The organism is Marinobacter sp. M3C (genome assembly GCF_023311895.1).
Classification (GTDB): Bacteria; Pseudomonadota; Gammaproteobacteria; order Pseudomonadales; family Oleiphilaceae; genus Marinobacter.
On the sequence record NZ_CP092284.1, the window covers coordinates 1,823,141 to 1,838,247 of the forward strand.

Here is a 15,107-nt window from a genome sequence, read left to right on the forward strand (position 1 = left end):
GTACTATGACCAAACTGACCGCGCTGATCGTAGACGACGAACCCGACATCCGTGACCTACTAGAGATAACCCTCAGCCGCATGGGCCTGAATACGGTCACCGCGGGCACTCTGGCAGGGGGGATCGCAGGCATGCAAAAGCACACGCCAAATTTGTGCCTGACCGACATGAACCTGCCAGATGGCAAAGGCATCGAGCTGGTGCAATGGATTCAACAGCATTCCCCCAATACGCCGGTCGCCGTTATAACAGCCTACGGCAGTATGGACATCGCCATTGAGTCCCTGAAGGCAGGTGCCTTTGATTTTGTGTCAAAGCCCGTCGAATTGCCGCGGCTGCGGGAGCTCGTTAACACCGCGCTCAAACTGGCCCAGAGCCCCGAGCCTGCGCCAGAAGACAATAGCGACCCGGGCTTGCTGCTGGGCAATTCCGCCCAGATTCAAACCTTACGCAATCAGGCCCGCAAACTGGCTCGCAGCCAAGCGCCTGTCTTTATTCAAGGCGAATCCGGCAGCGGTAAAGAGCTGGTCGCGCGCACCATTCATCAGCAGGGCCCTAGATGTGATGGGCCGTTCATAGCCGTGAACTGTGGCGCTATTCCGTCTGAGTTAATGGAAAGTGAGTTTTTCGGCCACAAAAAAGGCAGCTTCACCGGAGCGGTGGACAACAAGCCAGGCCTGTTTCAAAGCGCCAACGGCGGTACCCTGTTTCTGGATGAAATCGCCGACTTACCATTGCCCATGCAGGTAAAGCTTCTGCGGGCCATTCAGGAAAAAGCCGTACGCCCGGTCGGTGACAGCCACGAAGTGCCGGTCGATATCCGTGTGCTTAGTGCAACCCATAAAGATCTTCCGGGGCTGGTACAAGATGGCCTGTTCCGCCAGGACCTGTTCTATCGCATCAACGTGATTGAAATCCGCGTGCCGCCTCTGCGCGAACGCAGCGGCGACATAGCGCTGCTTGCCAGGCACATTCTGCTGCGCATTGCCCGCGAATACGAGTGCACACCCATCGCCCTCACCGATGCCGCCGTTAACTATTTAAAGGGCTACCATTTCCCGGGTAATGTGCGCGAGCTGGAAAACATACTGGAGCGGGCGTTTACACTTTGCGACGGAGACGTTATTGACACCGGCGACCTTCAACTTGGCAGCTCTTGTAGCGACATTGATTCGGCTTTTCTGACACCCACAACCGAGCTTGTGGCAACGGCGGACCCCCAACTGTCAGAGCAGAACCTGGGCCTTGAGGGATATCTGGAGAACATAGAGCGCAAGGCTATTGAGCAGGCGTTGGAAGCAACGCGCTGGAATAAAACGGCGGCGGCGAAAAAATTGGGGATCAGTTTTCGGGCGTTGCGGTATAAGTTGAAGAAACTGGGACTGGATTAACAAAACACACTTCCAGATACGGTAGCCTAAGGTTGCTCAGGACGAGCAGATAGAATTCCAAAAAGGACTTTAATCATGAAATATGCTGCTCACGGCGAAGGATTTACTCTTCCCGAACTGATGATCTGTGTTGCCATAATCACTATTGTACTCAGCTTTACCTTACCCGCCTTTGACCAGGTGGTCCGCTCCAATAAAGCAGACCAGGTGCGCAATGATCTGCTGACACTGTTCAATTTCGCGCGACTTGAAGCAATCCATCAGCAACAACTTATCACAGTTTGTCCTTTAGACAACTCGGGTATATGCCATAACGACTGGAGTGGTTCTATCACGGTTTTTATAGACGACAATAAAAATGGCCGATTAGATAGCCACGAACTGACATTGCGCCGTATCGACGTCGACCTCGGCCAATGGAAGCTGACCAAGCGCCCCGCCAGCCGTGCGCATTTTCAGTTTGACACCATTGGCACGGCTAATGGGACAGCTGGCTCCGTAGAGTTTTGCCATCCGCTTTTCACCGAAGGCGGACGAGCTCTTGTGATTTCATTTGCCGGGCGCGTACGTACGTCTGCAGATTTCAACGGCGACGGTATAGAAGAGCGGTCTCCCGGAACACCCATCAGCTGTTAGCCAAGCACATATATCACCAACAATCACTAATAGCCGTGCCGCCCTTAGTGGCGGTTTTTTGGCCGGTATTGTCGATACTCAGCGTCCCACACTGGTCTTGTACCTGTGCTCCGCTGGGTGCTGCGCTCAGTGCGTACGAGTTTTTCGCGGCGGCGCTGATAGTCAGGGTGTAGAAGTCCACGCTTGAGCTTCGCAAAATTGCAGCGCTTGGTGTACCTGTATCCGCTGGGCCTGTAGCCTGCTCTTCGTAGCTAAAATTGCGAGCATAAGCCGCCTCCATTGCCTGGGCCATTTCAGTCAACGCGGCCTGCGCATCGACGCGTCGCGCTTTTTGTACATAGCTCTGATATGAGGGAATGGCGATAGCGGCAAGAATGCCGATTATCGCCACGACAATCATAACCTCGATCAAAGTAAAGCCTTTCTGTCTGGTTCTATTTCGGAACCAGGCAGTCTGACCATTGAAAACGTGTTTCTGATCCATTAGTTAACCTCACGCCAATTTTGTCGGCCTTGCGAGTATGGGCTCGACGACTCCCGTATGGATTCAACAGTAGCCTTAGACGTACCGGTGAACTTAAGCTCGCTGCAGACTCCGTTCGGGCATTCAGGGTCATCAAGTATCGCCGGCGGAGTCGGAATACCGGACCCTCCTTCAGCGCCGCCAGCTTTGCGAATACCACTGGTTGGCAAGGGCGTACCGTCGAAATCAACCAAGTCTGCATCGTTGAAGACGTCGTCGTCATTTACATCGAACGGGGACTGCGGCAGCCGGGCGCCACTGATCGCACTCACTTCCATTAACCAGCCAGACCCGCCTGCAGCGCATTGGTCAAGGCTTGGAATCAGCGTTGTGAAAATAATCCTGTCATTTCGGATGATCGGCGCAAAAACGACGCGCTCTCCTGCATTGTCGGGAGTTTCGACCCCGGTGTTGATCAGGTCCATGAACCAGCCACGATAGGCTGGCAGCGTTGAAGCTCCACTAACCACTTCCTCCCAGCGAATTTCGTTATCCGTCGTCAAGCGGAAGTCAAAATCGTCGTTACTCGCTTCACCAATAATTGACTGTTGCAACAGATCTGAGCGGCCCGAAACCTGAGTGCCATCATCCCATATAGCAAAGAATCCCTGAGTGTTCTGGCCGCTTGGATTATTGTCTCCTGACTCCAGATATTTGCCAGTGCCGAAGTACACAATGACGTCATCTGGCGCTATAGAGGGGTCTGGGTGGGAACCCACACTAGGTCTGGACGTAATCGGTAACGCATTACCGTCACTGTCCTTCGCCACAAATAGCGGCTCAGGACCATCAGTGGACTCAAATGCAACTCCCCAGTTAGCCTTATCGGCACTGGACACGTCAAACTTCCACAGGTTGCCGAACAAATCGCCGGCATAAATGGTGTCAGCAATATAGTCACCGTCTTCATCGATGACCGCCGGCGACGCAAGACCATTCGGCCGTGACAGGCCCTGCGGGTCGTCTTCGGTGCCGGCTGCGGTGTCGAGCTTGCTGATCAGCGCGCCTGTCTCAATATTAACGACGTAGAGAACAGCGTTGCCCGTTGTGCTGGAAATACCATCATTTTCAGTATTGTTATAACCATTGCTAAAAATAGCCGCCCATTCACCGTTGTTCATACGAACGATAACCGGGTCGCCGTAGCTATAACCCATATCGCGATCGTCCGCATCCGAGAACTCCCAGAGCACGAGGTCACTGGCATTAGCTTCATCGAAGCTCGGATAATCTGTGACTGTGCCTTTCGGGTTGGTGATGTCCAGCGCGAACAGACCCTGACCACCTTTCCCAAGCGCCCCAACCAGCGCAGTGTGCCAATTACTGTTGAAGAAAACATCACCGTAAGTCGACGGCCCGTCAACATAATACTGGTGGTTGTAATTGGGATCAGATAGCGCATTCAAATCGTCTGTAACCAGCGATGGCAAGTAGGCAAGCAACTCTTCACCGCCATCTGTGCGGATAGGTCCAACACTAGTATCACTATTGTTGGCGTATGCATTGATGGCATGAAAAAGCCCGTCGTTGGCACCAAAGTAGAGAACAGGCTCGCGATCTTTGAATGTCTGGCGGAAATCCGAATAGGGCTTGCTGTTCTCCAAGGCCGAGACGCCCCAGTTGTCCGGATAGAAAAAACCTGGCGCCGGCACAAACAGCGGGTCCGAATTGACGATATCGCCCAAAACGGTCTGTCGCTCGCGGAACTCCAATTTAGTTTCCCCATCCTCATTCGCACCCTCTTCGCTCTGATCACCGCGAATGAAGTTGAGCAGAGACTTACCATAATTGTCGGCATTGGCAGTTACACCGCTTCGCAGTGCATTAACCTGTGCTTGGCTGATATCGATTGACTTGAGTGTATCCGGGTCACTAGGCCAGGTGAAGGGAACACCGACCCCTTCAGCCGGGTTGTAGGTCACAACTTCACGATTGGCCAAAAATCCATCAACTGGAGAGAGCTGATTTTTCAGAACGTCCGCAAATTTCCAAACTTCCGCCCCAAGCCCATTGCCTTCAACCGGGTAAGCAAGGACATTGCCTGACCAGTCGTCAGCATTGAAAACAGCCTGAAACAAAAGGGTATTCGTATTCAACGCACCGGAGTTGACGGTAACTGTCGATGCTGATCCTTCCTGCGTCAGTATAAGATCAAACGCCGTACTCAACTGGTCTTTCAGGCCCAGCGCGTTGGTCACCTGAAAATAATTGTCGGGAACGCCGTCCGGGGTGTTTGCCTGAGTAATGTTGTTCTTGCTGTCCCACTCTTCGGTCAGGTCGGGGATGTTATTACCGTTCTTGTCAGTGAACCCCCCCCATTTCGCAGCGAAGTAGAGCGGATCTTTAAGCAGAGTTGCCGCGGCAGCGCCACTAGCCGTGAAGGTCCGCGTGCTTGAGAGGGTCAACTTTGCGGTGCCCCTGTCTGCGTCTGGACCGGCCCTCTCGGCGGGTGTATCAAGATAGTAAGTCTGTACCTCACCGTTTATTTGATCTTTTATGTCATGAACAACCAGATAAATGCCGTCTTTTGAAGTGCCTGAAATAACATATCCCATATGCTGGTCGATGCCGCCAGCGGCATAGAGTGAGTCGACCTTAACGGTCACCAAGCCATCCTTATCCAAGTCGTACTGATACCGCGCAATCGCATCCATATCATGGTCGGCGCCCTGCTCTACGTCCTCAAAGTTAATCAAGAAGCTGCCGGAGGTTGGGGTAATACTCTCCACGTAAAAATCAACAATGGTATTGGTTGGCTGGAACTGTCCCTCAGCCCCATTGATACCGGCGCCACCAGGCGATTTCGCAAACGGAACCAATGAAATAGAGTTTCCACCCGACAGCGGAATGTTAATACGTGGCAGTGGCGATGCTAGGGCAACCGCATAAGTATTTATGTTTGTCGGATCGGTTTCCGTGCCTTTGTCTGGGAAGAGGTCCGTCAGCCAACCGTAATAACTGATCGCTGCCGAATAATAGCTGCCAAGCTTGGTGGGTTCTTCAGGCGCCAGCCCACGGATATTTGCCAAGCTCGTGACCGTCTTCGCACTTGGTGCATTGTCTGCGACGGTGCCAGACTGTCCGATGTAATGAAGACCCGGCACTTCAGGTTCATTAGCGGTAATGGTGTTTGACAGCGTTGTCACGTTCAGCCCGGTTACATCGCCGGTAAAACTCGAAAACGAAGAGCCGGGCACCGTGTCCGAGTCGTAGCTGACGTTCACGTCAGACAACACCATTATGTTAGGTGCAGCACAATAGGGCTGGCCATTGGTAGGGTTGTAAGGGTTTACCCAATCGGGTCTTGGCAGCCCAAGAGCAGCGTCATTATTGCCTGTGGCAGCAATGTTAAATACACTTGTTGGCGACGTTTTGCCCGAGAAATAACGTACTGACTCGTACATCATTTCGGCAATAGGGTTGCCCCACATTTCGCATTCGCCGTTCGCGAGCGCTCTATTGGTAATAAAGCCACACTTATATTGCTGATTAGAGGTCTGAAAATTTACAGTCCGCAACTTACTCAGAGTGGAAACGATACCGTTGACATCTGTAAAGGTGCCGTCCTCATTGTTCACTTCATCCTGAAAAGAACTGATGTTCTTACGTAACACACCGCCTTGAAGATTGTTTTCATACGACCCCGTCAGCAGCCCGAACAAGATGCTGTTGTTCTCACCATAATCATGCAGCAGTCCAGTGGGCTTATAACTGGTGTTGCTATCGTCACTGTAGGCTTTGCAGTTGTCTTCTAGCAGGCTGGCAGACTTACAGACTTCAACTCTCACGGCGTAATCGGCGAAACTCGAGGAGACGCTATTGGTGTTGCGGTAAAGCACAAAACTGTCTCCACCGGTCTGTTCATGATGCCGGAACATCACTTGGTAGGTGCCGGCATCCAGTGAATAATTTTCAGAATAATCACCCTTGCAGCTATCCGCTGTACATGCGCTGTGGCCTCCGTACCAACCCAAAGGGGTGTAATCCGTGCCACCAGGCGATGTGATGGTGAAGTCTACCGCGTCATCACCGTTAACAGCGAAGGCATACTGCCCTGTTTCCGGAATTACCATGTCACCGCGCACCACAGAGATGTAATTATCACGATTCCCTAAACCACCTTGAATAGTTGACAAGTTCTGGGTAGCCCCAACCTGCTGGCCGGGCTTCTCATTGTTACTGATCAGGGTATCGAATTGGGAAGCACTTGTAGGTGAGTTAGTACCGGACGGCACATCGTAGTAGCTGACTGCAAGATTCTGGAACAACGTACTTTCAGCAATTTTCCAATTACTACTGCCGCCCGACGTTTCACAACTAACTCGGGAACCACCAATGCCGGCAACGCAGTCATTTCCGAGTACCGGCCGCTCAATCGATGCCCACTCCCAAGGGCGGAAAACCGTGTTCGGAAGAACTCGCAATAAAGGATCACCGCCCACCGAGTAAGAAACATTGCCAAATAAATGCCCACGACCCAAAGGCGGCATGCTAAGCGGTGTATAATCGTCGATGTTGTAGCCGTCGACACCCAGGCTGCGATACTCTTTAGCCCAGGTATGGGCGTCTTGGGGAATGTGGGTACGTTCAAGAACGGTCTTGGAGTTGGTGTCTGTGGAGCGATAGCCGCCGTAGAACACTTTGCGCAGCGCATCAATACGCGCTGTGGATATGTAGTTCAGGAAGTCGCCACTCCAACTGCCCGCACTATTACTACAGGTTTTATTCTTGGCTGTTTTCTCAGCGTCTGACTTTATGCTCTTCGGGACAAAAATGTTGCTCTCATAGTCGTAGCAGGCGTAGCTATTGAAATAGCCGTAGTAATCGATTGTTGGCTTATATCCCACGTCAACTACGCCATCGTTGTTCAGATCTGATGCATCGTTGTAAGCTTCATAGTAAAGTTTATGATCTTTTCCTACGTTAAGCATCAATAGCGGGGGAGCGGTCGAGCCAAGAAAGAGAGGCTGATTGGCCAGATTCAGTGGCGCCGCCGCAGAGACAGGCACGTAACCGCTGGCCATCAACGTCATAGAAAACGCCGCGAGAAAATTAAATTTTCTTTTTAGGTTCATGTGCTTGCCCTCCCGAGCGCCACAATCTGCTGTAATCTATTGGGCTGCATTGTTATACACCTTGCGTGCATATATCGTCTGCACATGAACACTGGTACCGCCAGGGCCTTCACCACGGGCAGTAACGCGATAAAAACGGGTCACCGGTTTGATTGTGCCAAGGGCCAAATCAGCTATTTTCTGGCCTGCCCCATTGGTGTTCGATTCGATAGGCTGCTCCATCACATAGTTTTGTTTCGCACTGCGCCCACTATAATCTGTAACGTTTTCCGAGTTGGTTCCCGTTCCCCACCAAGCTGCATCGGTAGACTGCCACCAGTTATCCACCATAATCGCAGCCTGGAAGCCGGTGGTACTGGAGTCCGGCAATGACTTACCCGGTGCAATGGTCTCTGTGGCCACATTTAACGCGGTTTCGGCCGCGTCAAAGGCAATACTCCGGTCGCGGCTATTGGCCGTAATACGTGTATCCAGGGTGGTGATGTCTACCGCACTTAAGCCAATAATCGTCAGCAGTAACAGCATGACCAGGCTGACCAATAAAACCGCGCCTGACTGGCGCTGTACGCTTACGAATGCCATGGCTTTTTTCATTAACGTGTCTCCTGCCGTTACTGGCCGCGGAAGTTGCGCAGGTATACGGAATCTCGCTGTACCTGACGAATACGATTGTCGCCCGATGCGGTGACGGTTTCACCGTCCACAAGGGCATAGGTACGGGTGTCTTCCTGTCCGGTCGCGTTCTGATTCGAAGTGGTCAGCAGTGCATATCGCAGGGATTTCACCGTACCCCAATCAATGGATACCGCTGAAGGGCTGGCGTATTCGCGAATGCTGGTTTGATCCCCCAAGCCCAATTCGACTTGAAGATTCTCAACACCGGTAATGAGTGGCTGGCGCGTAGGCGTTGGCAAAGCCGTGGCAGCAACACCCATAACATAGCTTTCACACATCAGGGACGGAACCTGTGTGCTGGCGCCCGCATCACCAATATAATATCTGTTTACCGCAATCTGTGTTTCATCCAATGACTCACCCAGACAGGTTGTCAAGGAACCGTCCGCTGCGCCGTTAAAACGCACAACAATGGAATCTGTACCATCCACAATATTACTGTTGGTGCTGTCATTATCTGCGACGGTAATTACTTCGTTCTTAGCTAGTAACCCGCCAAGAGCTGGAAACTCCCTTACCACCGTCGGGTCGTCCCAGTATCCGGCATGACGCAGCGCCCTCCCTAAAAAATGCCGCGCCACCCTTGCGTTTTCCTGCGCCTGAGATTGGGAAGTCACCACGGTATAGGTCTGTTTGCTACTGATAAAGATGCGGATAACACCTAGCGTTAGAATCAGGCCAAGCGCCATTGCAATCATTAACTCAACCAGCGACAAGCCGCGTTGTTTTATCATCGGATTACCTCAGGCGATAAGCGGTGAAATAACAGCCTTCGGCGCTGTTATCGGCTGCTGTACAGGTTGGGACCGTGTAAGTGCCGCCACTGCGGGCAGCATTCCAAGTGATTGCAATATCGTATTCTTCGTCTGTAGCAATCCACAACACCTTGGCCGCGGCCGCCGGCGGCGCGCCCACCGCTGTTTTTAGCGCTGTATTCCATTGCCAAAGATCCCAAGCAGCCATTTCCGCAGAACTGCAAGTGCCAGCAGAGCAGTCAGGTGTTGGTGCACTGGTCACGATACTATTGGCATAGGCATATGCGCCGTTGTCGGCGGCCTGATTGTTGGCCATAATTCGATTGATCAAGTCATCACTGTAACTTTGTGCCTCCTGCGCAAAGTGCGCAGTTGTCGTATTCTTCAAGCTGAGAGACTGCAAGCCTGCAACGCCAAGCAAGCCAACCGCCAAAACCAGCACCGCAACCAGCACTTCAATCATGGTAATGCCGGACTGGCTGGCACCCGGTTTCCTGGACAATTTGAATTCAGATGAAGTTTGTATCATGGGCAATTCGCATTTGCTTCAGTGCCTGTGGACAGCGCACCGGTGGTAACGGAAACGATTAATGACCGAGCCTGCCCATTTCCGGACGGATCGCAAAAACCGAAATATTTCTGCTCATTTAGACTATCAGCGATACCTGTTGGCAAAAATCGAAAGTGGGGAATTGCACCGGAAGCTCCACCGTGGGTAACAGTTACCTGTGCAGTATCCGGAGCCTGAAACACCCGCAGCAATTCACCAATGGACACCGTCGTGCCAGTCGCGTTGTTATCCGTCACCACAATCCAGCCTTTGCCCCAGTCATTGGCGCCGGCGCAGGTGGTGCCATCAGCCGACGAACATAAGGACACAGCGCGGTTGCGGGCAACAGCTTCCCCTTTGGTGTACTGAATGGCCGCCAGCATACTGTCACGTGCGTCTGCCAGCCGGTTGCTGGTTATCACCGACTGAAACGACGGCAAAGCCACAGTGACAAGAATCACCAGAATCGCCACGGTGACCATTAATTCGATAAGCGTGAAACCGAATTGCCTGCGCATAAGCACTCATCCCTTGAAGTCAGTATTAATTTAAATAATGCGGAAGCGAATGTCAGCTCCTCTCCGATGAACGGACAGACACGCCGGACAGGCGGCTTTTCGAGTATGCGAAGCGCGATATTATTCACATTCTGCAGCAAAAAGATGGCGCGAAGAGTCTGCTCAAGCAGACCCCTACAAAAGACGGGTTCAGACTTCGACAGTGGGTATGCGCAACTCTTTCGGCATAGAAAACACAATATTCTCCTCACGCCCGGCAATCTCGTCCGGAACGTCACCACCCAGTTCCCGCAGGCGGGCGATCACGGCGCTTACCAGTACTTCCGGTGCGGAAGCGCCGGCGGTTACACCAATTGATTTTTTGCCGTCTAGCCAGGCGGGGTCAATTTGTGCGGCTTCGTCGATCAGGTAGGCCGGTGTGCCCATGCGTTCCGCCAGCTCGCGCAGGCGGTTGGAGTTGGAGCTGTTGGGGGAACCCACCACCAGCATCAGGTCGCAGTCGCCGGCCAGTTGTTTGACGGCGTCCTGGCGATTCTGGGTGGCGTAGCAGATGTCGTCTTTACGCGGGCCTTCAATTTTTGGGAATTTGGCGCGCAAGGCATCAATTACCCGAGCAGTGTCGTCCATTGAAAGCGTGGTCTGGGTGACATAAGCCAGTTTTTCAGGATTTTTTACGTCCAGCGTGGCTACGTCAGCTTCGTTTTCCACCAGGTAGATATCGCCGCCGTTGGCAAAGTTGTACTGGCCCATGGTGCCTTCCACTTCCGGATGGCCATGGTGGCCAATCAGCACGCATTCGCTGCCGTCACGGCTGTAACGCATGACTTCTATGTGCACCTTGGTGACCAGCGGGCAGGTAGCGTCAAAGACTTTCAAGCCACGGTCGGCTGCCTCTTTTTGCACGGCTTGGGACACTCCGTGGGCGCTGAAAATTACCAGTTTGTCGTCTGGCACTTCGCTCAGTTCTTCCACGAAGATAGCGCCGCGCTTGCGCAGGTTGTCTACCACGAATTTGTTGTGCACCACTTCGTGGCGTACATAAATAGGTGCGCCAAACACGTCCAGAGCGCGATTAACGATATCAATGGCGCGGTCGACACCGGCGCAGAATCCACGGGGGTTTGCCAGACGAATTTGCATAGTGTTCCTATCTCAGCCCACAGGAGTTCAGTGCGCAGGCCCTACCGGCTCTACGTCTATAATTTCTACGTCAAAGGTCAGTGTACGCCCAGACAGCGGGTGGTTGAAGTCTACTTCCACCTCGTCGCCTTCTACCCGGCTGATGGTACCCGGCAGTTCTTGCTGGCGCGCGTCGGCAAATGAGACCACCACGCCTGGCTCCAGCACCATGTCGGCGCCGAACTCGTGGCGCTTCATCACCTGCAAGTTGTTCGGGTTGCGCTGGCCAAAGGCTTTTTCCGGTGGCACCTGATAGCTGGCTTTGTCACCGGCTTTCATGCCCATCAGATAGGCTTCAAAATTCGCTGGCAAATTTTCATCGCCAATATCCAGGGTGGCCGGTTTTTTGTCGAAGGTGGTATCAACCACTTCGCCGCTGTCAAATTTCAGCGCAAAATGCAGGGTAACCCGGGTGCCTTTGTCTACAGGAAGTTCTTTCATGATGGTCAGTCGCCTTTTTTGTCCGCATCGGCGGGCTTGCGAAACGTGTCGAGTATGATCATGGCGGCGCCAATGGTGATGGCGGTGTCGGCCAGATTAAAGGCCGGGAAATGCCAGTTCTGCCAATAAAAATGGAGAAAATCCACTACGTAACCGTGTACCACCCGGTCGTACACATTACCCAAGGCACCACCAAGAATCAGCGCGAAGGCAATGGCAGACCAGGTTTCATGGCGCTCCAGTTTTCTCAGCCATAGCACCAGCACTACGCTGACCACCAACGCCAGGATCACAAAGAACCAGCGCTGCCAGCCTGCGGCACCGGCTAAAAAACTAAAGGCGGCGCCGGTGTTGTGCAGCAGCGTAAAGTTAAACAGCGGCATCACCGGTACCGGGTTGCCGTAACTGAGCATGGCGGTAGCCAGGGCTTTGGTGCCCAGATCAATCGCGATCACCAGCACCGTCAACCACAGCCACTTCAGTTTGCCCGCGCGGGGCTTAGCGCTATCGCCGGATTTTCCCATGGCAGACCCCATCAGGCGAAGGCGCGGGTTTCACCCGAGCCATACACGTTGGTAACACAGCGACCGCACAAATCGGGGTGGTCTGCGTGGCTACCCACGTCGACGCGGTGGTGCCAGCAGCGCTCGCACTTGATATTGCTGGCGGGGCGCACCTGCACCCACAGCCCTTCATAACCGGTTTGTTCGGCGTCAATCGCCTCGCTTACTGGCTTTACATCGGCTTCCGAGGTAATCAGCACAAAGCGCAATTCTTCGCCCAGGTGTTTTAGTTTTTCAGCCAACTCGCCGTCGCAGAACAGCGTTACTTCGGCGCTCAGGGAGCCCTTTATAACGCCTTGCTTGCGGGCGTCTTCCAGGCGTTTGTTCACCGCTTCTTTTACAGCGGAAATGTCACGCCAGTAATCACGGCCCAGCTCCACGCTCTGGGGCATTTCGCTCAGGCCTTGGTACCAGATTTCGTAGAATACGGTGTCACCGCGCTCGCCCGGCAGGTGCTGCCAGATTTCATCGGCGGTAAAGCTGAGAATCGGTGCAATCCAACGCACCAGCGCTTCGGCTACATGGTAGAGCGCGGTCTGGCACGAACGCCGCGTCAGACTGTCGGCCTGGGTGGTGTACTGGCGATCTTTGATGATGTCGAGGTAAAAGCCGCCCAGAGTGGATTCACAGAAGTTGTATACCTTTTGGTAAATCTTCAGGAAGGCGTAGTTTTCATAGTCTTCGTGGATTTCGTTCTGCAATTGCAGTGCTCGATCTACCATCCAGCGGTCGAGCGCCAGCATATCGGCCGGAGCCACGGTGTGCTCGGTCGGCTCGAAGCCGGTCAGGTTGCTCATCAGGAAGCGCGCGGTGTTGCGGATGCGGCGATAGCCGTCGGCGCTCTGACGCAGAATGTCTTTAGAGACGGTCATTTCACCGCTGTAATCGGTGGCCGCAACCCACAGGCGCAGGATGTCGGCGCCCAGGTCGTTAGTAACCTCTTGTGGCGCGATCACGTTGCCCAAGGATTTGGACATTTTGTAACCCTTGCCATCCACGGTAAAGCCGTGGGTTAGCACCTGCTTGTACGGTGCCACGCCGTTGATGGCGATGGAGGTTTTCAGGGACGACTGAAACCAGCCGCGATGCTGGTCAGAACCTTCCAGGTACAAATCGGCCGGGAATTGGCCCAGCTCTTCGCGCACTCGCAATACCGAATCGTGGGTCACACCGGAATCAAACCATACGTCCAGGGTGTCCAGCACTTTTTCGTAGTGATCGGCGTCGTCGCCTAACAGCTCGCGGGCATCCAGGTCATACCAGGCATCAATGCCATCGATCTCGATAGCCTGAGCCACTTTTTCGATCAGGCTCTGGGTGTTCGGGTGCAGATCCTGGGTTTCTTTGTGGATAAACAGGGTAATCGGCACACCCCAGGTGCGCTGGCGCGATACGCACCAATCTGGCGACTGGCGCACCATGGCTTCGATGCGGTTCTGGCCCCAGGTAGGCACCCAGCGCACGCCCTTAATCGCTTCCAGAGCGTCGGCGCGCAGGTTTTCTTTTTCCATGCTGATAAACCACTGCGGTGTGGCGCGGTAAATCAGCGGTGTTTTGGTGCGCCAGCAATGGGGAAAGCTGTGGCGGAACTTTTCTTTGCGTACCAGTTTGCCTTCCCGGGTCAGCGCGTCGCAGACCGGGTCATCAGCCTTATATACGTGAACACCGGCGAACTCGCCGGTAGCGCTGGTGTAGGTGCCATCGGCCTGAACCATATTCAGGGTGCCAATGCCGTAGATTTTACCTACCACAAAGTCTTCCACACCGTGGTCTGGCGCGGTGTGAACGGCGCCAGTACCTGCGTCGGTAGACACGTGATCGCCCAGAATCACCGGTACCTGTTTGTCATAAACCGGGTGTTGCAGCGCCAGATGCTCCAGCTGGGCACCGGTGCATTGTGCCAGCACCTGGTAACCGGTCACATCCCAGCGTGCCATAACGCCCTCTACCATAGCGCTGGCCATGATCATTCGCTCGGGACCGGCGCCGACATCGGCTTGCACCAGCGAGTAATCCAGCTCGGCGCCCAATGACACCGCCTGATTGGCGGGAATGGTCCAGGGCGTGGTTGTCCAGATGACGACGGACACATCGCCCTCACCGGCGCTGGTATTGAACAGCGACAGGGCTTTGGCTTGATCCACTGCGGTAAAACGCACGTCGATCTGGGTAGATGTCTTGTCTTGGTACTCTACTTCCGCTTCGGCCAGAGCCGACTGCCCTACTACGCTCCAGTACACTGGCTTGTAGCCGCGCACCAGGTGGCCCTTTTTAACAATTTTACCGAGCGCACGCACAATGCCCGCTTCTACTTTCGGGTCCATGGTCAGGTAAGGCTTGTCCCACTCACCCATCACGCCCAAGCGAATAAAGTCGGCTTTCTGCCCGGCAATCTGCTTGGTCGCGTAATCGCGGCAGGCCTGGCGGAAGGTTTTGAAATCGACCTTCACACCAGCTTTGCCGATTTTCTGCTCTACTTTGTGCTCGATAGGCAGGCCATGGCAGTCCCAACCGGGCACGTAAGGCGCATCAAAGCCCATGAATCCGCGGGACTTAACAATCATATCCTTCAGGATTTTGTTAACCGCGTGCCCAATATGAATGCTGCCGTTGGCGTAAGGAGGGCCATCGTGAAGAATGAACTTGTTACGCCCGGCGCGCTGTTCGCGCAGATTGGCGTATACGTTCAGGTCCTGCCAGCGCTTGAGCATTTCGGGCTCGCGGTTGGCCAGGTTACCGCGCATGGGAAAAGCGGTTTCCGGCAGATTCAGAGTGTGCTTGTAGTCGCTCATGATGGCTGT

12 protein-coding genes are annotated in these 15,107 nt (G+C 53.8%); 2 read left to right on the forward strand and 10 right to left on the reverse strand.

The window, feature by feature from the left end; genetic code table 11:
• Window positions 1-5 precede the first annotated feature (5 nt).
• Together MIH18_RS08435 and MIH18_RS08440 are read left to right on the forward strand one after the other, a co-directional pair.
• Window positions 6-1,391, forward strand: a complete 1,386-nt coding sequence (locus MIH18_RS08435) for a sigma-54 dependent transcriptional regulator (RefSeq protein WP_249014302.1) — start codon at window positions 6-8, stop codon at window positions 1,389-1,391.
• A gap of 75 nt (window positions 1,392-1,466) precedes the next feature.
• Window positions 1,467-2,027, forward strand: a complete 561-nt coding sequence (locus MIH18_RS08440; RefSeq protein ID WP_249014303.1) for a GspH/FimT family pseudopilin — start codon at window positions 1,467-1,469, stop codon at window positions 2,025-2,027.
• Window positions 2,028-2,040: 13 nt separating this feature from the next.
• On the opposite strand, the gene MIH18_RS23940 is transcribed toward MIH18_RS08440, so the two are convergent.
• From MIH18_RS23940 to ileS, 10 genes are all read right to left on the reverse strand, one after another.
• The gene (locus MIH18_RS23940) at window positions 2,041-2,511 is read right to left on the reverse strand and encodes a type IV pilin protein (RefSeq protein ID WP_283164860.1); all 471 of its coding nucleotides are present in this window, start codon (window positions 2,509-2,511) and stop codon (window positions 2,041-2,043) included.
• On the reverse strand, window positions 2,511-7,625 hold the full coding sequence (locus MIH18_RS08455) for a PilC/PilY family type IV pilus protein (protein ID WP_249014304.1): 5,115 nt from the start codon (window positions 7,623-7,625) through the stop codon (window positions 2,511-2,513). Before MIH18_RS08455 ends, MIH18_RS23940 begins: the two co-directional genes overlap by 1 nt.
• 36 nt (window positions 7,626-7,661) lie before the next feature.
• Window positions 7,662-8,219: a PilX N-terminal domain-containing pilus assembly protein gene (locus tag MIH18_RS08460; protein WP_249014305.1), complete on the reverse strand. Its 558-nt coding sequence runs from the start codon at window positions 8,217-8,219 to the stop codon at window positions 7,662-7,664.
• A gap of 17 nt (window positions 8,220-8,236) precedes the next feature.
• Window positions 8,237-9,034, reverse strand: a complete 798-nt coding sequence (locus MIH18_RS08465; protein WP_249014306.1) for a PilW family protein — start codon at window positions 9,032-9,034, stop codon at window positions 8,237-8,239.
• Window positions 9,035-9,038: 4 nt separating this feature from the next.
• Window positions 9,039-9,557 (reverse strand): type IV pilus modification protein PilV, encoded by a 519-nt coding sequence (pilV, locus tag MIH18_RS08470; protein ID WP_249014307.1) that lies wholly within the window; start codon window positions 9,555-9,557, stop codon window positions 9,039-9,041.
• A gap of 23 nt (window positions 9,558-9,580) precedes the next feature.
• The gene (locus tag MIH18_RS08475) at window positions 9,581-10,123 is read right to left on the reverse strand and encodes a GspH/FimT family pseudopilin (protein WP_249014308.1); all 543 of its coding nucleotides are present in this window, start codon (window positions 10,121-10,123) and stop codon (window positions 9,581-9,583) included.
• 189 nt (window positions 10,124-10,312) lie between these two features.
• Entirely contained in the window at window positions 10,313-11,263 is a 951-nt protein-coding gene (ispH, locus tag MIH18_RS08480; protein WP_249014309.1) for a 4-hydroxy-3-methylbut-2-enyl diphosphate reductase, read from the reverse strand.
• Window positions 11,264-11,290: 27 nt separating this feature from the next.
• Complete coding sequence (locus tag MIH18_RS08485) at window positions 11,291-11,743, reverse strand: peptidylprolyl isomerase (RefSeq protein WP_249014310.1); 453 nt, start codon at window positions 11,741-11,743, stop codon at window positions 11,291-11,293.
• A 5-nt stretch (window positions 11,744-11,748) separates the two neighbouring features.
• The gene (gene lspA / locus MIH18_RS08490; RefSeq protein WP_249014311.1) at window positions 11,749-12,279 is read right to left on the reverse strand and encodes a signal peptidase II; all 531 of its coding nucleotides are present in this window, start codon (window positions 12,277-12,279) and stop codon (window positions 11,749-11,751) included.
• The gene (gene ileS, locus MIH18_RS08495; protein WP_249014312.1) at window positions 12,279-15,098 is read right to left on the reverse strand and encodes an isoleucine--tRNA ligase; all 2,820 of its coding nucleotides are present in this window, start codon (window positions 15,096-15,098) and stop codon (window positions 12,279-12,281) included. The genes lspA and ileS overlap by 1 nt, the downstream gene beginning before the upstream one ends.
• Window positions 15,099-15,107 lie beyond the last annotated feature (9 nt).